This is a genomic window from Microbulbifer sp. A4B17, assembly GCF_003076275.1.
Lineage (GTDB): Bacteria > Pseudomonadota > Gammaproteobacteria > Pseudomonadales > Cellvibrionaceae > Microbulbifer.
The window spans coordinates 3,015,556-3,041,282 of record NZ_CP029064.1 but is presented as its reverse complement, the minus strand read 5'-3'; the positions used below and the strand labels follow the sequence as shown (position 1 = coordinate 3,041,282).

The following is a 25,727-nucleotide window of genomic DNA, read 5'->3' as shown; positions in this document are numbered from 1 at the left end:
TTGATTCACAATTGAATAGATCATGACTCTTAATAAGGTACAGCTCCAGAAAGGTATTAGTTTGACCCATTTCCTCAAAGAATATGGTACCGAAGAGCAGTGTTTCGAGGCTCTCTGCCAGTAGCGGTGGCCAAACGGCTTTTCTTTTCCTCACTGCGGACATGACAAGCATTGCGATCTCTCGTAAGCGATCTTACCAGATCGTAGGTGAGGGCTGTATTTAAAGTGCCGGGATAGCACCGCTGAATGCCAAGTCATGGAAGGCTTAAAGGCTTATGTCATCAACAGACAAATCAACAGACGTCCGCCTTCTTGCCAGCAGCACCACTATATTATGCGGCTGCGGCCATCCCAACTCTCTCAAGCTGGATATTCCAGGGTAGCAGTGCCTCATAATCCTCAACGGACTGGCAGTGAGGAATCTGCTTAAGCACATCCACATAATACCTGTAGGGATCAAGGCCGTGATGTTTAGCCGTGCGGATCAAACTGAAGTGTAGGCACAGTGCTCTAGCGCCATTGACTGAAGATGCAAACAGGAAGTTCTTTCTAGCCATGACAAAGGGTTTGATTTCCTGTTCAGTCAAATTGTTGTCGATTTCTAAGCGGCCATCGTTGAGAAATGCACATAGCCCATTCCAATACTTCAGGCTGTAATTCATTGCTTTGCCCAGCGGGGATTTGGGTAGCACTTGCGGGTGGTACCCATCCAGCCAACACTGAAAGGCAGTCATAATCGGCCTGGACTCCTCTTATCGCAAATCGTGTCGCTGCTTTGTGGTCAGCTGATTCTCTTTGGCTTTCCTCTCAACCCGGTAGAGCTTCTTATAAAACTGCATTGCCTGTTTTGCCAGCCCATCCCCTTGCGCCGCCCTCGCTATGGGTTCAAATTTTCTCCGGGCATGTGCATTGCAGTGATTTGGGTTTACAGCTGTCTGTTCAAATAACAACTCAAAAAATGGATCAGCATCGCAATGTAGTGTGCCTGTAAAACCGGCAAACCAGTCATTCACAAAATCTTTGTGATCAACGGCATTATATTCATAGAAGATCGCTTCCTTTCCTGGAGGACCACCTCGGAAACAGTAGGCATAAGATTTTCGGGTTGGTGGCCGGCCAGGTTCATTAAGAACTTGGAGTGATGTGGCATCCAAAGCCCCAATATCGTAACCAATGACGTCATCTTTTAGCAAATTGATCAGTGGTTGTAGGGGAGTGGCGCAATCGATAACAGTACGAGCCATGGTTTGACGGGGAAAGCTAAAGCCGGCACGGGTCTCAAACTGATTTTCCAGGTGATAAAAGGGTTGTCGATCATCAAGCTTGCTGACTATGAGGTGGGCTAGAACGGATTCGGTAAACTTACCTTGGGTAGGATATGCTTTGGCTTGGGAGCAATAAGAATTTGGCCTGCACAGCCTTTGGGACAGGCAACCTTCTCCCGCAACTCGAGAATCACCTCATATACCGGAGGGGTGTAGTTCAAGCGCTCATGGCGTTCGTAATCAACGAGTTTCTTTTGGCAGCCACATGCACAGGTTTTATCCGATTCTGAGACAGGGATTACCACCTCTTTTCTTGGCAGGTGCTCGGCAAAGGGCTTCTTTGTTTTCTTATGACGTTTGCGTGCCGCAATACTAACCACATCATCCTGATCTTTGTCGCTATCAGCATCATTTCCCTCTAAGGAGCTTTCATCTCGAACTTCTGTACTTTCGAATAGCAACCCCTGGGGACCATCAGGGTCTTCATATCGCTCAGAGCGTCGACCAAAGAGAGAGCGCTGCAGTTGTTTGAATTGAAACAATAGCTGATCGTAAGCCTTTTCAAACTGCTCGCACCGTTGGAGTGAAAGTTTGAGTTCACATGTAAGCTGTTCAACCTGGCACTGTAGCGTATCATCGGTAGCCATTGGATTTTCCGATGTTAATTTATGCGTTGATTATACCATGGGAAACTATTTCCATGGCTCTATACGTATCAATAGAAGCTGGAAAAATAGAGTTTTTCTGGTTCTTCCTGCTGAGTAAAGTCCAACCCGGAAAGCAACCACTGTAGCTGTGAAATCGATAACTCTATTGCGTCATTTGAAATGCCAGGAAAGATAAAACTCGACTGTTCATTTCGCTTATACAGGAGCCAAAATCCATGATCTTCCCAGTAGAGCATACGAATTTTATCGGCCTTTTTATTACGAAAGACAAAGAGCTGACCGGATGTCGGATCTTTGTGTAACGTATCAGCCACCAACAGCACGATACCATCAATCTGTTTCCTGAAATCGATGGGCTGACGGTAAAACCAGGCTTTGCTGTTAAACGGTAGCCACATCGTATTTACGGGTCCATAAGGCCAGGAATTTGCACCAACAACACCGGGCTATTGATCACCAGCTTTATGCCATTGGGGAACCCCAATATACCCAGGTTTCCCGTAGTGGCTGTAGAAGGCTTGATATCCACGGGAACAAAGTCAGGGGTATCAGACACCGAAGTTTGTTCAGTTAGTTTGCGGTACCAGTAGAGGAACTGGCTGTAGTTTAGGTTGTTCTTACGAGTATAGGCGCGCTTGGACTGAGAGCTTTTCTCGTAGGCCCTGACATGGGTTTGCCACTGCTGCTGATTCATGGGGCTTTCCTCCGAAGTTGATGGAGGGGGTATCATGCCAGTCTGCCAAAGCAAGCTGAATAATGTGGTTCATGTACCGCTTACCCTGGCCAAGCATAGGAGGGTTACAAGCAGTTGGTTGGCTTAGGCAATCCGGCAATTTTACTGGCCACTTTTGCTGGACTTGGGGGGAAGAGTTGCATCAAATAGATACTGCGGCCCTTTTCTGCGCCGAGATGCTGGCCAATATATTTTACCAGCGGGCGCATAGCGGGGGAGAGTTCAAACTCGCGGTAGAATTCTTGCAACAGCTCAATTACTTGCCAGTGTTCCTCGGTTAATTCGATGTCCTCAGCATTGGCTAATTGAAGGGCGGCGTCTCGGCTCCAGTCGCTGAGGTTGCGCAGATAACCCTCTTTGTCCAAGGGTATTTCCTGGCCATTGACTACTAGGTTGCTCATTTTTTGTTACCGAAACCAACTGACTATGGGTTGATGCTGGGTACAGAGCTGTACCCAGCGAGCATCATCGATCATTTCCACTCTATCCATGTTTGCTGCAAGTTTCTGCTGGCCCCGGGCAGCAACGTCCTCTTCAAGGCAGAAAATTTGGGTGCTTGGCACTGTTTCCAGAGCCTCGTGCCTCAGCGCATAGACACCATCCTCAATAAGCAGGAGCGAGTCATCCTGGGCAAAAGCACCGAGGCATTCCTTAAGGGCACTGCTGGTATAGGGGGATTTGCTGACAATATGCAAAGTCATATCAGAAGCTCAATACGGTGGGGTAGGCGGCGATCAGTGAACCGGTATCTTTTACGGCTTTAGTCTCTGCGCCGGCAACCTGGATCTGCTCCAGGGTGATATTGCGTTCAGCGAGGCTTTTCTCACAAACAAAAAACTGCTCAATGCCAAAAATCGGCAGAGCCTGCAAATTGCGTCGCAGGCTTTTCTGGCCGATATCCGCAGGTGATTGCTGGTCCAGCAATTGGAATACCCCATCGCCGAGAAATAGCAGGTCCATGTCCTGTTCCATCGCCGCCGCTGCCAGTACGGCTTCGATACCTTCCCGCGCCAGGGCATTGCCGTAGGGGGCGGTGCGGCATAGGGCCAATGATTTAGTACTCATGCTCAACCTCCAAAGGTAATCAGGCGGTCGGAGTTGGCGACAGCGTCGGTTAGTTGGCCGAGGCCCGCCAGCTCAAAACCCTCTGCCAAGTTGGCGGCGGGTCTTTCCAGGCGCTCGGCCTCTCGCTGATTCAGCACACCGCGCCGTTGCGCAGCGGCAATACAAACTACCAAGTCCAATTGGTGCTGGTGGCCCAGTGCCTGCCACTCTGAAGTCAGGTCAGTTTCGTCCTGGGGAGGGGCGGCAATAGCATTGCTGTTTTGTACGCCGTCGCAGTAGAAAAACACTCGATAAATTTCGTGGCCTTGCTCTAGGAGGGCTTTGGCAAACCGGAGTGCACTGGATGAAGACTGGGTGCTGTGGGGGGCTGAGTAGATGGCTAGGGAAAACTTCATAGGGGGCCAAATAGTAAAATGCCCCGCAGTGCGGGGCATTGTGACTTGCTCAACAAAGCTGTTGCTTAGTCGTCAGAGGATGCGAATCCAAGGATGTGCAGCAGGCTGGTGAACAGGTTGAAGATGTTCAGGTACAGGGAGGCAGTCGCCATCAGGTAGTTGGTCTCGCCACCGTTGATGATACGGCTGGTATCGTAGAGGATGAAGCCAGACATCAGCAGGGCAACAACGCCGCTCAGGGCAACGCTAAACAGCGGCATGTGGATGCCGAAGAAGCCAGCGACGATCACGCCGAGGAAACATACCAGTACAGCTATCAGACCAACAAACAAAAAGCCGCCCATAAAGCTGAAGTCCTTGCGGGTAGTCAGCACGTAGGCAGACAGCGCGAAGAAAATCAGGGCGGTAGTACCCAAGGCCTGCATTACAATTTGGCCGCCACCAGCCAAGCCCAGATAGTGGTTAAGCAACGGGCCAATGGAGGCGCCCAGTAGTCCGGTGAATGCGAAGACTACGCCAACACCTGCGCCGGAGTTTGCGGTGCGTGGCAATACGAACCAGATCAGGGCCAGGGCTCCGAGGGAACAGACCAGGCTCATGCCGCGACCCATGCCAACAGCCATGGAAATGCCGGCGGTAACGGCACTGAAGAGAACAGTCATTGCCAGTAAGGCATAGGTATTGCGCAACACCTTCGCCGATTCCGAGCGATCCAGTGCGCGGGTTTGAGTATAAGCTTGCGGTTGCATTTAGCGACTCCTGCTATTAAGTGATAGAAGAATCATATAGCTCGCAGTGGGGACCTTCAAGTCGGGAAAACCCTTTTAGTGTCCGTCTGCCAGTCTGTATGAATTCATAAAAACCCTATATTTTTAAAGGATTTAATCAAATATTCTCCGATTATTGTGGGGGTTGTAGGGCATTTTTCAAGTGCTATTGGCAGCTTCTCAGCTGTGATGTATGGGAGACTCGATGGGGCGTGATCGATTATTTGCCACCCTTAGTGGTCAGGTCGATATCCACGATCAATGGCAGGTGGTCTGAGGCTTGACGGGTCAATGATGTCCTGGGTACCCGTACCTTTTTAACATTGAGTCCTGCACTCAGGAATATATGATCAATCCGCACCTTGAGAAAGGTACCTTTGGGTGTGTGGCGGGGCGCCTGTTCCTGGGCATCGCGCAAATAGCCCCCCATGCGCTTACACTCAGCAGAATTGGGCAATGCGTTAAAGTCCCCCAACAGCACTCTTTCCCCTGTGCAGCGGGGGTTGCTGAGCCACTCGGGCCCGAGCAGGGCATCCACCTGACGCAGCCGCTCTGCACGGGAGAGCCCCAGATGGGTGTTAATGATCTGGATGGGCTCGCCATTGGTTTCGATTTCGACCCAAATCGCGCCGCGCGGTTCGTCGGCAGCTGGGTTGAAAAGCCCTCCCTTGCCACCCGGCGGGCCAGGTAAAATCCCCTTCTTGATAAGGCGGGCAGGAAGGTGGGTGAGTATGGCGTCACCGTAGCGCTCTTCTTTCATGTTTATTGTGGGTTGGAAGTGGAGGTCCATTGCCAGCAGGCGGGCAAGCCTTTCTGCCTGGTCGAGGCCGCCAGTGCGTTTGCGCATCACATCCAGTTCTTGCAAAGCCACTACATCTGGACGATAGCGAGCGATGACCCGAGCAATCCGCTGTGGCGACAGCTTGCCATCGAGACCTCGGCAGCTGTGCACGTTGTAGGTCATGATGCGCAGAACGGTTTTCGGCATTCTGTGGGCATCCACCCTCATGGGGCGGGCGCCACGGAGGTAGGCCCTGGCTGTGGAGCGTAGATCTTGCGGGCGCCAGTATCCCCGGCTGGGATCTGGGGGTTGGATATCCTCTGGCATCAGGGCAAAGGCATGGGTCTCATTGGGACCAGAGCCTCCATGGCTGCCGTTCTCCATGGCGAAAGTCATGGGTTGCCGCATACCGGCACACCAGCCGTAAATCATAAAGTCGCCGGAATCTGGATGCCGGCAAAGGTTGGCCATATCTTCGGCGGCCTCAATTGGGTAGGGGTGCTCATCCCCCATTAACATCCGGCCGTCCTCAGGAAGTTTGATCGGTCCATCTTTCCACCAGCCGTGTACTGGGGAAGATGCTGGGGAGCCTGGGTCTTCCAGATAGAGCACCAGCGGTACCTTGGCCTGCTCCACCATCTTTTTTGCGGCATCGGCGCGACTGGAGCCATTCAGGTCGATGTTGTACAGCATGGCGATGGGCCCCAGTGCAGCTATGGCAGTTGGAGCCTTATCGCCCTCTTTTTCGGATTCCTGCTCGATACTGCGCTTATCCATCCACTCACTGCCGAACAGGCGCGCCCTTTCGAAGCGCACTTTTTTGGGGATGCTGGTGGACTTGATTTGCGGTGCTGAAGGCAAGCTGGATAGGGCTTCCGAAAGGGCGTCGCCAAGGTTGCGCCCATTCACTTCCTCATAGGCCACGGTTTGTTCCTGGCCGTGGTCTGAAAAAATCCACACATCGTAGTGTCTCCGTTCGGAGCTGTGTGCAGCCTTCCAGATTTTGGCTATCGCACTATCTATACCTTTCAATACCCAGTGGGCGAATGCTGATTTTGGCCCGCGTCGGTGAGATTGTTCATCGTAACCGAGCAGGTTGATATAAATAATCGGCAGGCCGCGGGTGATATCAACTTTCACCCCCATGGTGCATAGCTCTCTAGTGAGAATGGTGATGGCGACCCGTGTGGGGATAAACATCAGCTCCTTAAGTAGGTTTTGTCCTGCGATAATCCCGCGTACACAATCAACCAGGGATAGAACCAGTTCAATCAAAATTAATGCTGTGGTGCGAACAAGGCTCCAGATATTGGTAACAATCAGAATGGCGATTGCCATGGGGCTGGCTTCGCGTAGGGCGGGACCCCATCCCTGATCTGCGGGACAGAAATGCGCTTCGCCGGTCTTTGTACCGGCCTTAAATAAACTGAGATAACAGCTGCCTCCTCGTAAGAGAGGGTCGCGGTGTTGTGACTTAATTCTTTTTTCTACCAGGGCAGCTACTTCCGGGTCATACATTCGTCCCAGCTTTTGTGTTTCATGGACCAGGAAGCCAAAGGCGGGTACGGCCTGGCGAACCCCGTAAAAAAGCTCCGCCTGCACGGCTGGGGTTGTCGAGGGTACTCCCGGATACATATGTTCCAGGCGATAGTGCTCCTTTCTTATTAATCGTTTAAGGAATGGCATACGTCCCCGGGCGAGCGCTTTTAAAAGTTCCGGGTGAGCGAGACCATCTATTTGAATTAAAACCAGCCCGGGAGCATGGGGGCTGTGGGGACTGGTGGATAGACCGAGCAGGCGGGTGATCCACTCGCTGCGGCTAAGGCGGCGGCGCCAGCGTCTGATTGATAGCCCGATACGGCTTAACATGGTTTCTGGACTAACGCTTTGGTGGTTGATTTAGAGCTGCGCCGGCAGCCTCGGTGAAGCCTTCAAAAATCTCCCACTGGATAGTGATTAGTTTTCCCGTGCGTACACATCTCGCATAAATGGAATTATCAAGCGGCCAGTTGTAATGCACGAGCGGTTGATAGAGATCCAGCGCACGCTGGGCGCAACTTTGCATGGAAAAATCCTGGGCTGTTGATCTGGCTTCCTTGATCAGTTGCTGGCGGCGATCGCTGGGAAGGTTGTGGAACCAGCGTATGGCAGCAACAAAGTCATTGAGTGTTTCTCTTGTAACAAGACAGCCATTGATGCCCTGCCTCAACATATCTCTTGTTCCATTGGCTTCCAGGGCGACCACTGGCACTCCGGAGGCCATTGCTTCAGACAACACTAGTCCCTGGGTTTCTGTCGTGGAGCTAAACAGGAAGACATCCATGGCGCTGTAAACGTCCCGGCGCGCGTCTCCGATTACTTTCCCTGGCATATGTACCCGCTGGCTTAATTTTTTGTCGATAAAGAACTGTCGAAGCTGATCTTCCAGCGGCCCGCTGCCAGCGAGAAGAAAATGTGCAGATGGATATTCCTGTAAAAATGTGGCGACGGCCTGGCACAGGAAAATCAGGTTTTTTTCCTTTCCAAAGCGCCCTAAATGGCCCAGCAGAAATGCCGATGCAGGTATTTTTAATTGTTTTCTGAGTTTAGCTCCGTTGCCATGGGCGTATTGTTCCGGATCTACTCCGGTAGGCACCTCTGCGATTGGAGTTTGTACTCCTCGTTCCCGAAGTAATCTCACAATGCTCATGCTTGGGGCAAGGACCAGATTTGCTTTGTTGGCGTAGCGGGTGGCGACCTCCATTACGAAGCGTTTAAGGACTGGTGAGTCGCCCATCAGATTGTGGGTATAGTGCTCGTACAGTGTGTGATGGGTAAAAACCAGGGGCAGTTCACGCTCCCGTGAAATTCGCAAAGCACTTAGTCCCAACAGAAAAGGGTGATGAGCATGGATGATATCCGGGCGAAATTTATCCAATGCGTCATTTAAAACGCCTGAAAACGGCAAAGCCATGGAGAAGTCGGTGCCGTTAAAATTCTGGATCGAGTGAATTCGCAGAATATGCTCTTCATCATCAGATTTTTGAGGGAATTCCGGTGCCACTACCAAGACTTTATGTCCGCGCTTTCGGTACTCCTCACTAAAGGCCGCGACAGAGTGCGCAACGCCGCCCACATGGGGCAGGTAGGTATTGGTGAGCATGACAATATTCACTGAGGGCTCAGCTCCACGCTCTGAGCGTCGTCTGTGACCAGCACAGACCGGAAGCCGATGGCCTGTATGGCGATTGGAGGGGGTTTTCCATGCCAATCGGCAGCCCAGGATATTTTGGGCGTTGGCCCCGGTTGAATCTCCAGAGTGACTAATCCGAACCGCGTTGGTGCGGGCCCGAAGCGGATGAGTTGCTTGGAGTCTGTACTTTTGAGCCACTCCGGAGGTAGCCCCGAGATCAGTACCAGGGCGTCCTGTTCCTCCCTAAGGAAGCAATTGCGCTGCATCGCCACCCATTCGGCCGCCGCCCAGGCGTGTTGACCGTCTCCCATGCACCCGCCGAGGGAATGGGGGTGGATGGCCTCGGGCCACTGCCCCGTTGGCGAGGCAAGTTCTGCCACACTGCGCATAAGGTCAATGCAGCGAGGGTCTCCAGCGCGAAGCAGTACCTGGGCAATGTGCAGGGTGAGGTAGGCGTTAATGCCTGAGTGGATCATGTCCTGGAAAAAGCCGCCACTGACAAAGCACTTTTCCATCAGGTATTCCGCCAGATCTACTAATCTGGGGTCTTCGGGCGAATAAAGCTGTAGGGGATAACCTGCGGCGATTGATCCTATGGCACCGGCATCCAGGCGCCGGTTTGGCGAGGCGGGCATAGCGGGGCGGCCAAGACGTTCTTGAGCGCCCAGCAGGCTTTGGTCAATGGTGCGCTGGAAGTCGCTTGCAGCGGTATTGAAGCGGTGGGCATTGTCGTCCATCCCCTCTCGTGTACAAATACTGGCGGCACACTGTAGCCCGGCGACGCCCCAGAAGTCATCCCAGTAATAGCAGTCATTGGGTCCCAGGTGTTCTGCACTGAATCCTGCGGGCAGGAGTCCCCCGCAGGGGCTGCCATCTTTCGGCAGGCGCTTGCCAATTATCCACTTGGCGCCCTTTACGATCGGTTCACACCAGGACTGCTTTAGTGGTCTGCCGGTCAATTCACAATAGAGATTAAAAATCCATAGGGCTTCACCATTGGAATCCCACTCACCGTCCTGAGAGTGGAAAAAACCATCCCTTTTTTGGCGGTGGGGAAATTGCTCCAGCGCTCTCTCAGCACGGTTGATCAGTCCGGCAAACAATAACGACTGAATCATAAACGCCGCATCCCTAAACCAAAACCGCTTGTAGGTGTAGGGCCCCGGGTAGACATCTTTGGGGGAGTGGAGGATAAGGGTGCGTATTGCCGAGTCGTACAGAAACTGAAACTTTTCGTCGGGGACAGTCAGGGCGCAGTGACCTTCCAGTACATGTTCCCAGCACAGGGGGGATCGCTGCCTGCTCTCTTCGGTGACCAGTGGAATAGCTACTTCCACCTTGCGGGGTTTGCGGTCCTCAATGCGAAACATGGCGGCTGCAGAGGCCATACCAATTTCGCACAGCCCTTCGCGGCTACTCTCTTTGTCCCATCGGTGCAGGTAGATATCGCCGCGCTTGTAATTGGATGCCAAGTGCTTGTCTACAGGCTGGCTAAACTCCACTGCAGCCCTGTCTTCAATTAGCCAGCTGCGCCCACTATCGCTCAGGCGAACCTTGTGCACGAAGCTGACACCTTCGGGATTGCAGGGGCGCAATACCACCATCAACCAACCGCCGCCGGTACAATGGGCGTTGAGCTCGAGAACACAGCGGGGGTGGCCCTGGAGCAGGCTGGCCGACGCCCTGTTGCGCAACTTGAGCCCCCTGCGGTGAGATTCGGTAACTATGGCAATATCATTCCCCAGTTCCTGGTGCTGGGTGCAGAAGCCAATGGTGGAGGGCATCAGCTCTTCACCGCTATCACTGATTACCCAGGCATCGATAGACCAGCCATCGTAGTGGGGTGTAAGCAGTCCTCGCGGGTCTACTATCGGCAATTCCTCACAGTCCGGTATACCCACAGCGGTCCAATTGCGGTGGCTCAGATTGCAGTGGCTAATCGAAAAGGCTCGGGGGATAAACGACTTGTCATGTGGATCAAACTGGCGTTGAATCCAGTAGGGCCACACCCAGTCCAGGTTGTGCTGGATCACCTTGCTGTTGATCAGCGCTCGAGCGTGAAATACCGCACCTGCTCGAAGCAGTTCGATGGGTTCACTCACTTCTGATGGCTCGGCAAAGCGCTGTAGGTGCGCCATCAATGTGAGTGGATCAAGGAAACCGTGAGCAGTGGCAAAGCGGCGTACGAAGAAGCGCCAAGGCAGCCATTTCATCCAAGGCATCAGAGATCCTCTTCCTTAATAATTCTTTTCAGTGCACGGCGAGCCATGCGTGTAAGCCCGATCAGTGCGATAACGGCCAGGGCGAAACCGGCGATGTAAAACCCCCATTGCATGGGGGTGCGTTCTTCAACCTTACCCAGCGAGGTCAGGTCTGCGGCGATAGAGCCGATGTAAACATTGTGTAAAGTGAGAGGAATAATCCCCAGGGCATTGCCGATCACAAAGTCCCGCAGCCGCACTGGGGTCAGTCCAAAGAAGTAATTCGATAACTTAAAGGGGAATAGAGGGACCAGGCGGGTCAGCATAATCATTTGCCAACCTTCGCGACGAATCACCTCGCCGACAGTCGCGGGTTTGATATGCGACATAACCCATCGGGAGGCCCTTTCGCCGAGAAGGTATCGTGCGATAAGAAATGCCAGAGTTGCTCCGAGTACAGTGCCTGCAATAACCAGAAGGGTTCCTTTTATTACACCAAATACAAATCCTGCCCCCATAGTAAAAATGACGCCAGGGAGCAAAAAGACGATTGCCGCGGCCACGATTAAGATAAATAGCAAGCTTGTTTGCCAGCCTCGCTCATTTAGCCACTGCATCAATCCAATTATCTGGTCATCCAGATCGAAATAGACCAGTAAACTCAAAACCCCGGCTACGGCGATGGCGCATACCGCAAGAATCAGTAGAGGAAGAAACTTCACCGCCATAGGGTTATCCACGGAACCAAAGAAACACGGTTTTGATTGCCGCCATTTATTAGCCTAGCTAAAGGAAGCGACAGGTGTTGCTTCTTTATGGCGTCTCGACAGTTTTCTTGCCGAGACTTCATGGCATAGGTGAAGTGCGCCAAGAGGGCCGGTCTTTTGAGAAATGAATTTTCAGTCGCGTGTAGATGGAATAAAAGCGAGCGAAGTTATTTAAAAATCAAATATCGATGAAGGGGATAAGAAGGAAACCGCCAGACTGGGCTCAGTAGCTCAGCCATAGTCTGTCAACAGATATACTTACTCGATCCTAAATTTATTTGCGCAGTGAGCAGATTTAAATTGTTGCTGGAAATAGAGGTGACCGTTGTTCGAGTGCGCGCTCGCAATATTGTTGGCTGGCGGCGGAGCTTGGAGCTATGCCAGCGAGCCTGTTTTGACCCTGGAAGACGCTGTCGACTTAGCGGTGACGGCCAATTTGCGTGTTCAGGCGGCTGCACTTGAGGTCAACGAGGTTTGGGATGATGTAGAGGCATTAAAAACAAAGCGCTATCCCCGGCTGGAAATGAGAGCGGGCATTATCGACAACCTGACTCGACAGAGGTATACCTTTGATCGTGGCGTGTGGGTGCAGAATTCTCCTATAGGGCCCATACCGCCAGAGGAGATAGAGATAACCTCTGAGAGTGGCGTAACCAAGTCCTTTTTGGTCAGTGCGACCCAACCCATCACACAGCTATACACCATAGAGCTTGAGATTTGTGAGGGCTATGTTGTCACCGAAATGGCGGAAGAAAAAGTTCGCCTGGTGCAGCAGGATGTAGGCTATCTCACCAAAGTCCAGTATTTTGAAATAGGTAGAATCCTCGGAGACTTACAGGCCGTGGATGAGGCCATTATTTTTCTCACTTCTCTCAGTGAGCTTGTGGGAAACTATGTAGCCCAGCAAGTTGCCCTTGAATATGAACTCCTGGATGTACGCGCTCGCCTGGCTCAGCGCAAGCTGGAACGTCAGCGACTTACCGATGAGATGGCTACGGCGAAGGAGCGTCTTAATGCCTTGATGGATCGGGATGTCGAAACGCCATTTAATATTCAGAGTCTTCCAAATCCCTACCATTTAACGTTTGATGTAGAAACGTCGTTGGGTCTTGCTTTTGAGCAGCGCCCGGATCTTGCTGAATCGGAGTTATCGATCGAAAAGGCTGAATACAGCTACGATATCAAAAAATCTGAGTATATTCCCGATGTAGATTTGAGTATTGAATACCTAAAACTCTACGACGTTAGATTGATCCCTGATGCTGAAGCTTTTATTGCTCTTGAAATGCGTTGGGAATTTTTTGACTGGGGGCGGAAACGAGATGAGCTATCCAGCCGCGCCAATAAAATTATCGAATCTGAGAAAAAATCAGAGGAGGTCCGAAACCGGATAGAAATAGAGGTGCGCCAAAGCTTACGTCGTTTGCGTACTACCCAAGAGTCTGTGGGTGTTGCCAGGCAACTACAGACAGCTTATCGGGAAAAAGTGCGTGTAATGACAAATCGTTATCGAGAGCAATCTGCCCTTTTGACAGATGTATTGGAGGCAGAAAAACAGCTTTTTCATGCAAATAGCGATTACAACCGCGCTGTACTTTCTGTATGGGGAGCACTGGCTGAGTACGAAAGGTCAGTGGGGGAGGTGTGATAGATGCGCTGTATCAGCCTTTGTCTCATTCTGATAATTATTCTAGTAGGTTGCCACCGCAAGCCACCTGAAAAAAAGCCCACCCCTGTAGAAGTATTTGTCGCACACACTGAAAGTGCAGCCGTGGGATATCCTTATTCTGCCGTAGTAAATCCTTATACCCAGGTTGATGTGGCATTTCGCACGGAAGGCTATGTTCGATTTATACCTGAACGCAAGGCTTTGGGGCGAACACGATTATTGCATGGAGGGGACTATGTCAAAAGGGGTGAAGTTCTAGCAAAAATTGATGATGAACAATACCGCGATCGTGTCGTAGAGGCCGCGGCTAATGTTAGTAAGGCAGAGGCAGAACGACGAAAAGCAGACCTCGATTATAAGCGGGCAACTGCATTATTTGCTACAGCCAGTATTACTGCGCCGGATTATGACGCTGCTCGGGAAGAGTATGAAATCGCCCAAGCCGCAGTGGTTGGAACCAAAGCGCACTTGGATCGTGCAGAAGAGGAGTTAAGGGATACAGTACTTCACTCACCCCTTACAGGAATCATTCTACAGCGCAAGATAGAAATTGGTACATTGGTTCATTCCCAAGCGGTTGGTTATGTTGTCGCGGATATTTCACGAGTAAAAGTTGTATTTTCTGTACCTGACTTAGCGCTTAGTTATGTTCCCCTGGGTAGCGTGGTATCGCTACGTACGGAATCATTGCCTGACATAATTTACAAGGGAATGGTTACAGAAGTTTCACCCATGGCTGACCCTCGTACCCGGGTATTTGCAATTAGCGTCACTGTTGATAATCCTAAAGCTCAGCTTCGGGTAGGCATGATCATGTCTCTGGCCGTGGATAAAATAAAGATACCGCCGAACCGCGTAGTAATCCCCCTTTCGTGCCTCGTTGCCCAGCCGGACAATAAAAAAGGATTCGCCGTATTTGTTCTGGTGCGAGATGGAAAGACCTTGAGGGCAAAATTAAGGAATGTTTTACCAGGTCGAGTAGTGGGGAATAACATTGTAATTATTCAGGGTCTAACTAAAGGGGAAGAGGTTGTCACTACCGGTGCCGCTCTTCTCAGGGATGGGGAAGCTGTAATCGTTGTGCCATGAGGGCAAAGGAATGGCAGATCAACAGGAAAAAAAACGTGCGGAAATCGCGGAGGCCGAAAGCCACCACCGGTTCAATACCGCCCGTTTTTTTGTAGATAACCCAAGTATTTCAAGTGCACTCCTCGTGACGATTTTAGTCTGGGGGGTAGTTTCCTACCTGTTTATGCCCAAAAGTAAAGATCCCAATATCCCTGTTCGTATAGCTGTGGCCACGACTCAATGGCCGGGGCAGGATGCAATGAGTGTTGAAGAGTTGGTGACGCGTCAAGTTGAGGAAGCTATTGCCCAGAGTGAGTATCTGCATGAGCCTGACCCAAGAACCTTTTCAATAAAATCTATGACATTAAACGGTGTATCTTTGGTGCAAGCACAACTTGCGCCGAAAACAGATGTTACCAAAGCATTCAATGACATAAATCTCAAGTTAATTGATGTACAAAAACAGCTTCCTACAGGGGCAAGTAAAGTATCCTTGAACTCTGAGTTTGGAGATACGGCGGCTGTATTACTAGCTATTGCCAGCCCCCGCGCTGGCCCAACTGAAATCACTTTGCGTGCCCAGGATATCCGGGGAGGTATTTCTGAAATCCGTGAGCAGATGGCCAATGGTAAAGATCGAGTTAGTATTGTTGTAGCTTTACCTCTTTCGTTGGTAAGCACCTATTCCTCAACAGGCCTGTGGATTTTCGCAAACTGGTTGGAATCAGAGGGATATGGAACTGATTTTGAAGTGTTAAATGGTTCTGGCTATCTGGGCTTGGATTTTTCATCAGAGAGAAGTAACAGTGAAATACTCAAAGCAACAAACCGGTATTTGTCTGATAAATTGAGCGCACAACGCTTTTTTCCTGATGCCTGGAAGCCCTTTGTCGTTCGTGATCTTGCCAACACTCGAGACCATTTAATGAAGGTCGCTGGCTCGAAATATAGTTACCGGCAATTAGATGACTTCTCTGACCTTATTGCTACGAACATCAGAGCTATTTCTGAAGTAAAACGGGTTTTGCGGACTGGCGTACTTACCCAGGAAGTAAAGCTGATCTATTCCCAAGAGAGATTGGCATCCTATGGATTGCGACCGGACATGATAGCCCCCATTTTAAATGCCCGAAATACAACGATCCCCGGAGGTACAATTATTGCTGATGATATGGGCGTTGCAATTATGCCTAGTGGCGAATTTGAGAATTATGAAGAAATTGCTGAGATGCCGGTGGCGCTTAGTAAAGAGGGCACGCCGGTCTATTTGCGTGGTATCGTTGATGTTATTTTGGGGTATCAAACGCCGCCCCCCTTGTTGAATTATTATGTAAGTAAGGATGAATATGGGCGGTGGCAGAGAAATCGCAGTGTCAACCTATCTGTACAAATGCTGGATGGTAAGCAAATTGGCAAGCTTGGTCGGGATGTGAGTAAGGTTCTTGATCAAGTTAGAGTTGATTTACCAGAAGATTTAATAATAGAGCGGATATCGGATCAACCTCGTCAAGTGCGAGAAAGTGTAAGCCTGTTTTTAGAGGCATTGATAGAAGCAATTATTCTCGTAGTAATTATTGCTTTTATCGGTTTCTCCGATTGGAGATCTGCAGTACTTTTAATGATTTCTATTCCTGTTACTTTAACTATGACTTTTGGCTTTATGCAGCTGATGGGTATAGAGATTCAGCAGGTTTCCATTGCTGCATTGATTATCGCTTTGGGCTTGTTGGTCGATGACCCAGTTGTTGCCAGTGATGCAATTAAGAGGCAAATGGCTTCGGGAAGGCCATCTATAGTGTCGGCCTGGTTAGGGCCGACTTTACTGGCCAAGGCAATTTTTTTCGCAACACTAACTAATATTGTTGCGTATCTACCATTCTTATTGTTGACAGGCAATCAAGGCGACTTTCTACATAGCCTTCCTGTCGTCATGGTTTGTGCACTAGTGGCATCGCGTATAGTTTCAATGACATTTATTCCGTTTCTTGGAAATGCACTGTTGCGACCTCCTGAGCGAGAGGAAAAAAGTTTAGATGTAAGGCGAAAAGAGGGACTTACTGGCCGCTATTATCGCGCTGCTGATTGGGCAATCAGTAATAAAAAGGTTGTACTGTTAATTGCCTTAGGATTACTTGTACTGGGAGTTGTGATAAAAAGTCAGCTGAAAAATGCATTTTTCCCCGCGGATGTACAGTACCTGTTTTATGCAGATGTTTGGTTGAAAAATGATGCCAGTATCAATGCAACGGATAATGTTGCCAAAATTGCTGAAGAAGTGATCATAGAGACCATTGAGAAATATCAGAATACACATTACAAAAATAGTAAAAAGCCAATTCTGGAGGCTATTAGTAGTACTTTGGGAGGAGGCGCACCGCGCTTTTGGTATACAGCTAATCCGCAACAAAAACAGCCAAATTATGGTCAAATTATAGTTCGACTTAGTGATAAATATTTGACCCCAATTCTTGTTCCTATTATTCAGAGGGAACTTTCTGAGCGTATTCCAGGCGCAGGAATAGATGTGCGAGAACTTCAAACAAGTACCGTTGAATACCCATTTGCCATTAGGATTTCTGGACGCGTAGCAGTGGGTTCTGAAAAAGAGGAGGAAGATATTGCTCAATTGCGTGAGTATACTGAGAGAGTTAGAGATATTGTAGAACGGTCGCCTTATGCACGAGTAGTTCGTAGCGACTGGGGAGAGAAAAGTCTTGTATTAAATATGAATGTGCAAGAAGACAGGGCCAGTATGTCGGGTGTGACTAATTCTGATATTGCTCTTGCGTCATCATCTGGCTTTAGTGGCACAACGGTAGATACCCTGCGGCAGGGGGATAAAGAGATCCCTATTGTTGCCCAGCTTCGTTTGGCCGAGAGAGGACAGTTACAGGATGTTAATAACCTCTATATTTTTGCAGCTGATAGTGATATTCATATACCGCTTAGGCAAGTGGCGAACACCTCGATTGATTTCTCTACCGAACGTATTTATCGGTTGGAAAAATTCCGTACCGTTACAGTGTATGCATTTCCTTACTCGGGATTTATTTCATCTGACATAATGGCGGGTGTAAAAAATGAATTGAAAAAGTTTTCCGATACGCTTCCTTCTGGGTATCAATTGCAAATATCAGGTGATGCAGCAAGCACTCAGCATGGATTTTCTCAGCTTATTATGATTATGGCTGTATCTTCCGGTGCGATTTTTCTCGCTCTGGTGTTTCAGTTTAGTAGTCTGGTAAAACCATTGGTTGTTTTCGCAACTGTTCCTCTAGGTATGGTGGGTGCGCTTGTCGCACTATTTATTACTGGTCAACCATTTGGTTTTATGGCCTTTTTGGGAATCGTGAGCCTGATAGGTGTTATAGTCAGTCATATTATTGTGCTATTTGACTTTATAGAAGTGCGCCATGAAGCCGGCGACTCATTACGCCTGGCATTGCTTGATGCAGGCATACTGAGATTACGCCCCATCCTGATCACTATTGCTGCGACAACCTTTGCTTTGATCCCATTGGCAATTCACGGAGGACCTCTGTGGCGGCCCCTGTGTTTTGCGCAGATTGGTGGATTGATTATGGCTACTTTTGGAACCTTATTCTTAGTGCCGGTGATTTATACGACTATGGTCGAGGATTTAAAATGGATCAAATGGGTTGAGCGCAAACCCAAGAATGATAATGATCCTAGTGATTTTGTGATGACCTAAAGATATTTAGTTGTCGTTTAATTAAGCGATCATAGACCTTTTCTCCATTGAGTTAAGGTTATAAATTGAACATGATGGTCTTTCAGAATTGTCATTCAATGCAGCGCAGTAGGATGGCTAAAAGTCTATGTTTTGATCCTATAACTCCGAAAACCACCAGAGGATCCAATGCGTCTACTAATGAAAGTCTTGATACCAGCAAAGGCCGGCAATAAGTCCATCGCTGATGACAGTATGTCCGTTGCAATGAATGACTTTATTGCTTCTGCAAACCCGGAGGCATCTTACTTTTTTCTGGAGCAGGGCAGGCGTGCAGCACTTTTTGTTTTTGAGGAAAATTGTCAAGACCAACTAATGACCTACAATGAAAAGTTCTTTGCTGCCTTTGATGCTGAAATTTGGATAACCCCGACACTCAATCTCAAAGAACTGCAGTTAAATCTTTAAGTGCATATTTAACCTCAAGGAAGGATCTCAGCTACTTCAACGAGGTTGTAACTTGCCAGTGTGATCTAGTTACTCTTGTGGAATCTTTTTTACATATGTGGCTGCTATTTAATACTAATGGCAGCTGATGAATCACAAAAATTTAGTTCTGCTATGAATGGGATTTTAACGTTCGATGAAGACCCTGTTTGAGAACGTATTTGAAGTTATTGGTCCCGTATTTATCTGTGTTCTTGTTGAATACCTGTTCGCAGCGAGCAAGCAAGAGTTGAATTCTAAAATGGTATCCAAATTGATGGCCTATATTGGCTATCCAGCTTTAATTTGGACTATATGCTGGGTCAGAAGGTAGTACTGGATAAATTCCTGTGGGTGTTACTGGCTGCCTTTCTAATGTATTCTTTAATGTCAGCGCTAGCTCTCCTTTTTTTATCGCTCTTTCGATTGAATATACGCACTTACTTCTCCTGTTTAAGTATGAATAATACCGGCAATACTGGTCTGGCTATATGTGCATTGGCATTTGGTCATGCCGGAGTTTTATACGGGGTCGCATTTGTTGTGGTGGGGATGGTGTTTTTCTTCGTTGTTGCCCCAGGGGTAACATCCGGCTGCTGGTCAGCCGAGAAAATTCTTTTTAGTCCGGCAATTTACAGTGTTATTTTTTCTATAGTCGCATTAATTTTCAATATAAGTTTGCCAAAGCCTGTCATGTTTCCCCTTAATATATTGGGCGGTATGGCAATTCCTCTAATATTACCGACACTGGGGCACAGTCTGGCCCAGATTAAGCTGAGTGACACAAGAATTGGTTTAATATTTGCTTTTGGGCATGTGATTCTTGGAGGGGGGGTCGCACTTATCTTGACAAACCTTTTTAATTTTTCAGGCTCAATGCGCGGCGTACTTATCTTACAATCTTTAATGCCTTGCGCTGTCAGCACTTATCTCTGGATATCTATTTATCGTCCTCAGGACTCGGCCAGGGTATCCGGTATTATATTTCTCTCAACATTTATGAGCATTTTTATTTTACCTTTAGCGTTAACTTTCTGGATACAGTAATCCGGTACTGAATTGTCAAGGCTTTAGGTATATTTGTGAGCCCCAAGGTGTTTTATTAAACTTCTATGTGTTGTTAATTTGACTGTGCAGTGCTCTATTGTGTCGTTCCAATCAGATACTCTGCGGAGGCTCCATATTTCGATGCCTAAACGATTCTCGGTAGAGTGGCTAATTTGGGTATTACTAACTCTAATGACGGCCTTATTGGTTGTGCCGTCCCAGTCTATTGCGAGCTATTCTCTCACTTTACATGCGACCTTTGTCGATGGCGATAAATATGGTTATGGGAGGCTTCAAGGAGTTGTATCTTTTCAAGTCTTCTATTTGGATAGCGCTGTAGATAGGCAAAGCTACTTGGATAGAAAATCCCAAGCTCCCCCAATTCGCCATTTTGAGGGTGCTACCTCTAAGAATTTTCAAGAAAAGCTTGAGCACAAGAAGTACCATCAGGTCTGTGATAGGAAGTCGCCTCAAGGACTGCCCCCCTGTGAGGAGGCTAGCTGGAAATATCGGCAAGCAATAGCTTGCTTGCAAGCCAGGGAAGCCTGGGAGGCTCGTTGGGGTAGACCTGAGACCCTGGCACCCCACGGGAGGGCTTTGGAAAATGTCAGGGCCTGGCTTAAAAATGCCAGAGCTGACAAAGAACGCTACTGCGATACGGAGCGAGAGCAAAGCAATTAGTACCGATTCGATAACTCGTTATATCCGTCTGGTAATTGTTGAGATTTTCACAGGGAGAAAGGTGTGTCGCAGCAATGCCCCGTGTAAACTAGGGTGAATCCTGCAGCTAGAAATAGGCCCTCTTTTGAAAGGACGTATTTTACTAACTGGTGCCAGTGGTTTCGTTGGAATGGCACTCTTACCTAAGCTTCGTAAAGAAGGTTATCAGGTTCTGCCGGTGTATCGCCGCAAAATCGAAGGTGGCTTTCAGATCGCTGATCTATCGAGTAATACCGATTGGGCCCGAGCATTAGTAGATATAGATACTGTTATTCACACTGCTGCGCGTGTCCATGTGATGGAGGAGGCCTCCGCTAATCCTCTAGCCGAATTTCGCCGGGTAAATGTTGAGGGCACTATTAAGCTGGCGCAGCAGGCGGCTTCAGCCGGTGTCAGACGCTTTATTTATCTCAGTTCCATCAAAGTTAATGGTGAGTCTACCAGTAACCGTGCTCCATTTAATGCGGATGAGCAGTGTGACCCCACCGATCCCTATGGGCTTTCAAAGAAGGAGGCTGAAGACGCGCTGCTTGAACTGGCTGAGTTTACCGGAATGGAAGTGGTTATTATCCGCCCACCTTTGGTCTATGGCCCGGGAGTAAAAGCGAACTTCCAATCGATGATACGCTGGCTCACAAAGGGAATTCCCCTGCCACTTGGGGCAATTCATAATCGCCGAAGCCTGGTGGCTGTTGGCAACCTGATTGACTTGATTTGTGTATGTATTTCTCATCCGGATGCGGCTAATCAGGTGTTTCTTGTATCTGATGATATGGATGTATCGGTAACAGACCTGTTGCGCGGCCTATCCCATGCCTTGGGATGTGATACTCGACTACTGCCTGTTCCCCAATTCGTACTCACCACCGCACTAAAGTTGATAGGGAAGGGGGCAATTGCCGAGCGTTTGTGCGGCTCATTGCAGGTGGATATCACCAAAACCAAAGAGTTGCTCGACTGGGCTCCCCCTGTGGCCTTAGGTGAAGGCCTGGCCATTACGGCGCAGGCATATTGCCAGGCTGAAGCCCAGGAATCCCAGCAAAAGAGCGCTTAGTCAGAATCATCTAGCGACTACTGATTAACGAGAGAGGGGAGCTTTACCCCTCGTAGTTAATAACTGCGGCGTAGAATCCCAGTAGATAGGTGGCTGGAACCTCAATGGTGGAGCTGTGCCCAGACCTTGCTCTCAGTTTAAGTTTGAGTTTATCCCGATTGCGTACTGAGGCCAGTATTTGTTCCTCGGTGAGAGAGATATCCAGAATCTCTTCAAGCATACATTCATTGCCACTCACACACTGAAGGACATTTTTATCAATAGGGGCAGTTTCTACAGGCTGTCCACCACTTAACTCGGCGGACTCGTAGTGACGCCACGCCCTGCGGTAGGTGATGTTGACCTGCAGGTGGTAACTGGTGGGCGCATCGGCAACTGGTTCGAAGGCGCGGAGATTGTAGTAGTAAAGGTTTAAGTCAGAGCCATCAGTGGTTGCTTGCATTTTTGGCCCTGAGAACTGGGTACCAGAATTTTGCTCACTAGCCTGGATAGATACCGCCTGTCTGACTTCTCCTGGTGTCTTTTCTGATAGATGAGTGACTGAGCTACAGCCAGCCAATAAAATTGCCGCCAGAATAACTGTGAATCTAGTCATGGGCCTTCCCTGTTTTCTTTACACTTCTTTTGGGGCGGGAGTATCGCACAATTAACACACTGGCTGGAACTACAAGATCAAGGTTGCAATCATGGGGTTGATGCTTACTGCGTAAGTCTTCTTATATTGGAAAGGTTGTATTGCCTTAGTGACGCCAAAAGACAACTTCTACAGACCTTTTTGAAGAAGAAAGCGGAGCTAATTGAGGGGGGGCTATCCAATATTTTATAATCAACAGATCTAATTTTTAAGTATATTGTCTATTCAGTTATAGTTAAAAAGTTTCGGCATTATATTCGCGTATGCCTGTTAACCCTGAATCAGGGTTTTTCCCCATGATGATCACTGGATCAGCTGGTACGATGGTATCTCCAAAGGGGCCATTTCTTTATCGAAAGAGTAGGACTCAACAGTATTAAAACTTGCACTTTTCAAGAGTGATTTTATTTCGTTTGCAGTGCGTATATGAAATTTAAGTTGGGTAAAGGATATTTTTTGAGTGACTTATCAGGATGAACCCTGATTGCTATCTGGCCTCCAGGTTTGAACCAATTACTAATATGATTGAAGGGAATTGATAAGTTCTCAATAAAGTAGAGGATGTTATAACACTGTCAACACTTCCACTATTAATCTGAACTTCTACACAATCACCATAAATTACTTCCTCAGTACAGTGCTTATTTGTCAAGATTTTTTAAATTTCATCTGCCACAATTTCTGATATTTTTATGCCCAGATAATGCCTGTCATCACCTAGGCTATTTAATATCGGCAGTGACAGAGATCCATTCCCTGGTCCGATTTCGAAGATTGACTCATCTTTTTGTGGGCATAATTTCTCAGTGGTTTGATTGGTAATAATCTTGTTGAGCATATTTATTTTATTACCGACATCGATACCAGGTTTCCCTTCAGGGTACGAGAGCTGGTTTGCGATAAATCTTGATATTGCATTGATGCTCACTTTTTCATTGTTCAGTTTAGATTTGTTGCTAAAAACTAAGTTTTTATCTTTATTAAAGTTAAGACATAATAATATTAATCCTTTTAATTTATTACCTAATATATTTCATCTGGGTAATATAAAGTTTGCACGGGTGTATCTTTTTTAGATGCAGTAATTGAAGGCGGTTTGAGTATTGAATATAGGGGGCTTCAATTGTCATTTAGCGCCTGAAAAACTAAAAAGCAGGGCATAGAATCATACAGGTATTCCACTGGATTGGGTGGGATGTTTATGACGGCTTTCGACCGCTGCGGTAGCCTACAAGTCTGGAAATGGGGGTGCCTTTCAAGTCACACATGCTAGTTGTTAACATTGGGGGGTAGATAATATACTGTATTTGTATACAGCATATTGATGTCCGATATGAAACTGCCCCCTTTGTTTAGTCACGGCGTCTCTTGTGGCTTCCCGTCTCCAGCAGATGATCATAAAGAAGCCTCATTAAGTCTGGATCAGCATCTAATTACCAGCCCGGCTGCTACATTCCTGGCCAGGGCCAATGGCGATTCAATGCAGAATCTGGGGATTTTTGATCGTGACTTATTAGTAGTAGACCGGTCTCTTGCGCCTGTTCATGGTGATGTGGTGGTGGTTGCCCTGGATGGGCAGCTAACCTGTAAGGTGTTGGATCGCCACCAAGGCAGATTGCTGTCAGCGAATGACAAATATAAGCCAATCCCTATTTGTGAGAGGCAGGAACTGATTGTTGAGGGCGTAGTGAAGGCCTCTATTCGGTACCACCGCCCCTGCTGATGTTGGCTCTAGTTGATTGCAACAGTTGCTATGCCAGCTGTGAACAGATATTCCGCCCCGACCTGCGCGGGCGCCCGGTAGTAGTTCTGTCCAATAACGATGGTTGCGTGGTAGCCCGCTCTAAAGAAGCCAAGTCCCTTGGTATTCCCGACTTGCAGCCCTTTTTCAAGATTGAGCACTTACTGAGAAGGTACGGCGTTACTATTTTCTCCAGTAACTATGCCCTATATGGCGATATCTCCCACCGAGTAATGATGACACTCAGGCAGTTCAGTCCCGAAGTTGAAGTTTACAGTATTGATGAAATGTTCCTGGACCTAAATGGCCTACAGGTTAACTGGTCGGATTACGGGCAGGAAATTCGTAAAATCCTGTGGCGAGATATTCGCATGCCCGTCGGTGTTGGTATAGCGCCAAGCAAGACGTTAGCAAAGTTGGCAAATCGGGCAGCTAAGAATATTCATAATTGCCGGGGAGTCTGTGTTTTGGACTCTCCTAAAAAATGGCAGTGGCTACAAAGGCGTACGCAGGTAGGTGATGTATGGGGTGTTGGTCGGCGTTTCTCCAATCGATTGGGCTCTATGGATATTAAGACTGCCTATGACTTGGCCCAAGCCAACCCTAAAATTCTGCGGCGCCATATCAATGTAAATATTGAGCGGACAATTGAGGAGCTGAACGGGGTCAGCTGTTTAACTTTCGAGGAGCAGCCCCAAGCGAAAAAGCAAATTTATTGCACGCGTTCATTTGGCGAAAAGTTAACCGAACTCCAACCAATTCTACAGGCGGTGACTTTATACGCGAGTAGGGCGGCAGAAAAACTGCGGGCGCAGGAGTCATTGGTGAAATCTATACATGTCTTTCTGCATACATCACCTCACGAGCCCAATTACTACAGTCGAAGCCTGGTGATACAAACTCCGTACCCCACTGATGATACAAGGATGATAGTGCAATTGGCCAAGCGAGCAGTATCGGGCTTGTATCGGCAGGGCCACCGGTTTTTAAAAGCTGGAGTGGGGCTGGTAGAGTTGATTCCTCGTTTGCTGGGACAGGGTGATATGTTTTCCTCTGGGCAGCCGCTTCGAGCGGGCGAGACAATGCAAGCCATTGATCAAATCAACCAGCGCTTTGGCCGGGGAACCCTTTTTCTGGGGGCTGAGGGTATTCAGAAGAAATGGAAGGTGCGGCAGGAGCATAAGTCTCCAGCTTATACGACTCACTGGGATGAGTTGCCTGAGGTTATTATTTGAGGGGTGATAACAGGGTGGGACTGGTCTCAGTACATCTAGGCTAATAGGAGTTCAATTATTGTCCTAAGTGTGTGAAGAGAGGGACTTTTCTCTTTGTAAGTTTGGTGGTTTCATGGGGTTTTATTATTCCGAGCGGCATTTAAATAGGTATTCAGGTGCAGCTAGCTCTGAAGACTCCGATGCGGACGAGAAATGGGGTGTTTAGTTTTCGACTGTCTAAGCGCCTTAGCCTAAGCAGCCACAGATTTTTTGAGGGGTAAAAGTTGTACCTCTGGATGCTTCAAGGTTGGAGAGAAGCGCTTGAGATTAGTTCTAGGGGCTATATCTTTCTGGTTTGGAGTTTAAGGCGCGGCGAAACGCTGAAAAATTATATTCGGGGTTTGAACTCCCTTGCATTGGATGAAAGCCGAAAGGAAAGCTATCTGGATATTAGTAATCTTCCGATAAGCTTTGCGCACCGCGTTGTCGTGCGGAGCGGAAGTAAGGGGTTGTGGGGGGCTAAGTTAGGACTGAGCACGTAAGTGTGTAGCCAGAATCAAGGGGGCTACTGCCTCTTCCGACTTTGGTG

Annotated in this window: 24 protein-coding genes and 2 pseudogenes; 10 read left to right on the top strand and 16 right to left on the bottom strand. The window is 48.5% G+C overall.

Going from position 1 to position 25,727, the window contains the following annotated elements; genetic code table 11:
* Window positions 1-22: 22 nt before the first annotated feature.
* Window positions 23-169 (top strand): annotated as a pseudogene (locus BTJ40_RS22505) (transposase); the annotation flags it as partial.
* A gap of 163 nt (window positions 170-332) precedes the next feature.
* Here the strand turns inward: BTJ40_RS22505 and BTJ40_RS22815 are convergent.
* The 14 genes and pseudogenes from BTJ40_RS22815 to BTJ40_RS13470 form a co-directional block, all read right to left on the bottom strand.
* The gene (locus BTJ40_RS22815) at window positions 333-557 is read right to left on the bottom strand and encodes a transposase domain-containing protein (RefSeq protein WP_238152217.1); all 225 of its coding nucleotides are present in this window, start codon (window positions 555-557) and stop codon (window positions 333-335) included.
* A gap of 12 nt (window positions 558-569) precedes the next feature.
* Window positions 570-1,334 (bottom strand): annotated as a pseudogene (locus tag BTJ40_RS22810) (IS66 family transposase); the annotation flags it as partial.
* A gap of 8 nt (window positions 1,335-1,342) precedes the next feature.
* The gene (locus tag BTJ40_RS22805) at window positions 1,343-1,912 is read right to left on the bottom strand and encodes a hypothetical protein (protein ID WP_238152005.1); all 570 of its coding nucleotides are present in this window, start codon (window positions 1,910-1,912) and stop codon (window positions 1,343-1,345) included.
* Between the two features lie 68 nt (window positions 1,913-1,980).
* The gene (tnpB, locus tag BTJ40_RS13520; protein WP_108733592.1) at window positions 1,981-2,331 is read right to left on the bottom strand and encodes an IS66 family insertion sequence element accessory protein TnpB; all 351 of its coding nucleotides are present in this window, start codon (window positions 2,329-2,331) and stop codon (window positions 1,981-1,983) included.
* A 5-nt stretch (window positions 2,332-2,336) separates the two neighbouring features.
* On the bottom strand, window positions 2,337-2,627 hold the full coding sequence (locus tag BTJ40_RS13515; RefSeq protein WP_108733591.1) for a hypothetical protein: 291 nt from the start codon (window positions 2,625-2,627) through the stop codon (window positions 2,337-2,339).
* A 104-nt stretch (window positions 2,628-2,731) separates the two neighbouring features.
* Window positions 2,732-3,067 (bottom strand): TusE/DsrC/DsvC family sulfur relay protein, encoded by a 336-nt coding sequence (locus tag BTJ40_RS13510; RefSeq protein WP_108733590.1) that lies wholly within the window; start codon window positions 3,065-3,067, stop codon window positions 2,732-2,734.
* Between the two features lie 6 nt (window positions 3,068-3,073).
* Window positions 3,074-3,367 carry a sulfurtransferase complex subunit TusB gene (gene tusB / locus BTJ40_RS13505; protein WP_108733589.1) on the bottom strand — a complete coding sequence of 98 codons (294 nt, stop codon included), beginning with the start codon at window positions 3,365-3,367 and terminating at the stop codon, window positions 3,074-3,076.
* Between the two features lies 1 nt (window position 3,368).
* Window positions 3,369-3,731 (bottom strand): sulfurtransferase complex subunit TusC, encoded by a 363-nt coding sequence (gene tusC, locus BTJ40_RS13500; protein ID WP_108733588.1) that lies wholly within the window; start codon window positions 3,729-3,731, stop codon window positions 3,369-3,371.
* Window positions 3,732-3,733: 2 nt separating this feature from the next.
* A complete protein-coding gene (tusD, locus tag BTJ40_RS13495; protein ID WP_192879334.1) occupies window positions 3,734-4,126 on the bottom strand; it encodes a sulfurtransferase complex subunit TusD in 393 nt (130 codons plus the stop codon).
* Window positions 4,127-4,191: 65 nt separating this feature from the next.
* The gene (locus BTJ40_RS13490; RefSeq protein WP_108733586.1) at window positions 4,192-4,875 is read right to left on the bottom strand and encodes a Bax inhibitor-1/YccA family protein; all 684 of its coding nucleotides are present in this window, start codon (window positions 4,873-4,875) and stop codon (window positions 4,192-4,194) included.
* A gap of 238 nt (window positions 4,876-5,113) precedes the next feature.
* Window positions 5,114-7,543 carry an endonuclease/exonuclease/phosphatase family protein gene (locus BTJ40_RS13485; RefSeq protein WP_108733585.1) on the bottom strand — a complete coding sequence of 810 codons (2,430 nt, stop codon included), beginning with the start codon at window positions 7,541-7,543 and terminating at the stop codon, window positions 5,114-5,116.
* Window positions 7,544-7,553: 10 nt separating this feature from the next.
* Complete coding sequence (locus BTJ40_RS13480) at window positions 7,554-8,828, bottom strand: glycosyltransferase (RefSeq protein ID WP_108733584.1); 1,275 nt, start codon at window positions 8,826-8,828, stop codon at window positions 7,554-7,556.
* A complete protein-coding gene (locus BTJ40_RS13475; RefSeq protein ID WP_108733583.1) occupies window positions 8,825-11,068 on the bottom strand; it encodes a hypothetical protein in 2,244 nt (747 codons plus the stop codon). Before BTJ40_RS13475 ends, BTJ40_RS13480 begins: the two co-directional genes overlap by 4 nt.
* Window positions 11,068-11,775, bottom strand: a complete 708-nt coding sequence (locus BTJ40_RS13470) for a TVP38/TMEM64 family protein (RefSeq protein WP_108733582.1) — start codon at window positions 11,773-11,775, stop codon at window positions 11,068-11,070. The genes BTJ40_RS13475 and BTJ40_RS13470 overlap by 1 nt, the downstream gene beginning before the upstream one ends.
* 364 nt (window positions 11,776-12,139) lie before the next feature.
* Here BTJ40_RS13470 and BTJ40_RS13465 point away from each other — a divergent pair, with 364 nt between their 5' ends.
* The 7 genes from BTJ40_RS13465 (at window position 12,140) to BTJ40_RS13435 (ending at window position 21,549) form a co-directional block, all read left to right on the top strand.
* Window positions 12,140-13,462 carry a TolC family protein gene (locus tag BTJ40_RS13465; protein ID WP_108733581.1) on the top strand — a complete coding sequence of 441 codons (1,323 nt, stop codon included), beginning with the start codon at window positions 12,140-12,142 and terminating at the stop codon, window positions 13,460-13,462.
* Between the two features lie 3 nt (window positions 13,463-13,465).
* A complete protein-coding gene (locus BTJ40_RS13460; protein WP_108733580.1) occupies window positions 13,466-14,572 on the top strand; it encodes an efflux RND transporter periplasmic adaptor subunit in 1,107 nt (368 codons plus the stop codon).
* A gap of 10 nt (window positions 14,573-14,582) precedes the next feature.
* Complete coding sequence (locus tag BTJ40_RS13455) at window positions 14,583-18,263, top strand: efflux RND transporter permease subunit (RefSeq protein ID WP_108733579.1); 3,681 nt, start codon at window positions 14,583-14,585, stop codon at window positions 18,261-18,263.
* A gap of 168 nt (window positions 18,264-18,431) precedes the next feature.
* Window positions 18,432-18,710 (top strand): hypothetical protein, encoded by a 279-nt coding sequence (locus tag BTJ40_RS13450; protein ID WP_157954066.1) that lies wholly within the window; start codon window positions 18,432-18,434, stop codon window positions 18,708-18,710.
* Window positions 18,711-19,043: 333 nt separating this feature from the next.
* Window positions 19,044-19,775, top strand: coding sequence for an AEC family transporter (locus BTJ40_RS13445; RefSeq protein WP_108733577.1), 732 nt, complete (start codon window positions 19,044-19,046; stop codon window positions 19,773-19,775).
* Between the two features lie 141 nt (window positions 19,776-19,916).
* Window positions 19,917-20,456 (top strand): hypothetical protein, encoded by a 540-nt coding sequence (locus tag BTJ40_RS13440; RefSeq protein WP_108733576.1) that lies wholly within the window; start codon window positions 19,917-19,919, stop codon window positions 20,454-20,456.
* 124 nt (window positions 20,457-20,580) lie between these two features.
* Window positions 20,581-21,549, top strand: coding sequence for an SDR family oxidoreductase (locus BTJ40_RS13435; RefSeq protein ID WP_108733575.1), 969 nt, complete (start codon window positions 20,581-20,583; stop codon window positions 21,547-21,549).
* A gap of 43 nt (window positions 21,550-21,592) precedes the next feature.
* Here the strand turns inward: BTJ40_RS13435 and BTJ40_RS13430 are convergent, their stop codons facing one another.
* Window positions 21,593-22,144, bottom strand: coding sequence for a hypothetical protein (locus tag BTJ40_RS13430; protein ID WP_108733574.1), 552 nt, complete (start codon window positions 22,142-22,144; stop codon window positions 21,593-21,595).
* 697 nt (window positions 22,145-22,841) lie between these two features.
* Complete coding sequence (locus tag BTJ40_RS13425; protein WP_157954064.1) at window positions 22,842-23,111, bottom strand: hypothetical protein; 270 nt, start codon at window positions 23,109-23,111, stop codon at window positions 22,842-22,844.
* 405 nt (window positions 23,112-23,516) lie between these two features.
* On the opposite strand from BTJ40_RS13425, the gene BTJ40_RS13420 reads away from it, so the two are divergent.
* Complete coding sequence (locus BTJ40_RS13420; RefSeq protein WP_108735269.1) at window positions 23,517-23,906, top strand: LexA family transcriptional regulator; 390 nt, start codon at window positions 23,517-23,519, stop codon at window positions 23,904-23,906.
* Complete coding sequence (locus BTJ40_RS13415) at window positions 23,906-25,159, top strand: Y-family DNA polymerase (protein ID WP_108733572.1); 1,254 nt, start codon at window positions 23,906-23,908, stop codon at window positions 25,157-25,159. Before BTJ40_RS13420 ends, BTJ40_RS13415 begins: the two co-directional genes overlap by 1 nt.
* Window positions 25,160-25,727: the final 568 nt, after the last annotated feature.

Bases quoted from the DNA above. Each gene is read 5' to 3' on its own strand.
- BTJ40_RS22815 (WP_238152217.1), bottom strand. From the start codon at position 557: ATGGCTAGAAAGAACTTCCTGTTTGCATCTTCAGTCAATGGCGCTAGA.
- BTJ40_RS22805 (WP_238152005.1), bottom strand. From the start codon at position 1,912: ATGGCTACCGATGATACGCTACAGTGCCAGGTTGAACAGCTTACATGT.
- tnpB (WP_108733592.1), bottom strand. From the start codon at position 2,331: ATGTGGCTACCGTTTAACAGCAAAGCCTGGTTTTACCGTCAGCCCATC.
- BTJ40_RS13515 (WP_108733591.1), bottom strand. From the start codon at position 2,627: ATGAATCAGCAGCAGTGGCAAACCCATGTCAGGGCCTACGAGAAAAGC.
- BTJ40_RS13510 (WP_108733590.1), bottom strand. From the start codon at position 3,067: ATGAGCAACCTAGTAGTCAATGGCCAGGAAATACCCTTGGACAAAGAG.
- tusB (WP_108733589.1), bottom strand. From the start codon at position 3,367: ATGACTTTGCATATTGTCAGCAAATCCCCCTATACCAGCAGTGCCCTT.
- tusC (WP_108733588.1), bottom strand. From the start codon at position 3,731: ATGAGTACTAAATCATTGGCCCTATGCCGCACCGCCCCCTACGGCAAT.
- tusD (WP_192879334.1), bottom strand. From the start codon at position 4,126: ATGAAGTTTTCCCTAGCCATCTACTCAGCCCCCCACAGCACCCAGTCT.
- BTJ40_RS13490 (WP_108733586.1), bottom strand. From the start codon at position 4,875: ATGCAACCGCAAGCTTATACTCAAACCCGCGCACTGGATCGCTCGGAA.
- BTJ40_RS13485 (WP_108733585.1), bottom strand. From the start codon at position 7,543: ATGTTAAGCCGTATCGGGCTATCAATCAGACGCTGGCGCCGCCGCCTT.
- BTJ40_RS13475 (WP_108733583.1), bottom strand. From the start codon at position 11,068: ATGCCTTGGATGAAATGGCTGCCTTGGCGCTTCTTCGTACGCCGCTTT.
- BTJ40_RS13470 (WP_108733582.1), bottom strand. From the start codon at position 11,775: ATGGCGGTGAAGTTTCTTCCTCTACTGATTCTTGCGGTATGCGCCATC.
- BTJ40_RS13460 (WP_108733580.1), top strand. From the start codon at position 13,466: ATGCGCTGTATCAGCCTTTGTCTCATTCTGATAATTATTCTAGTAGGT.
- BTJ40_RS13455 (WP_108733579.1), top strand. From the start codon at position 14,583: ATGGCAGATCAACAGGAAAAAAAACGTGCGGAAATCGCGGAGGCCGAA.
- BTJ40_RS13450 (WP_157954066.1), top strand. From the start codon at position 18,432: ATGCGTCTACTAATGAAAGTCTTGATACCAGCAAAGGCCGGCAATAAG.
- BTJ40_RS13445 (WP_108733577.1), top strand. From the start codon at position 19,044: ATGCTGGGTCAGAAGGTAGTACTGGATAAATTCCTGTGGGTGTTACTG.
- BTJ40_RS13440 (WP_108733576.1), top strand. From the start codon at position 19,917: ATGCCTAAACGATTCTCGGTAGAGTGGCTAATTTGGGTATTACTAACT.
- BTJ40_RS13430 (WP_108733574.1), bottom strand. From the start codon at position 22,144: ATGACTAGATTCACAGTTATTCTGGCGGCAATTTTATTGGCTGGCTGT.
- BTJ40_RS13420 (WP_108735269.1), top strand. From the start codon at position 23,517: ATGAAACTGCCCCCTTTGTTTAGTCACGGCGTCTCTTGTGGCTTCCCG.
- BTJ40_RS13415 (WP_108733572.1), top strand. From the start codon at position 23,906: ATGTTGGCTCTAGTTGATTGCAACAGTTGCTATGCCAGCTGTGAACAG.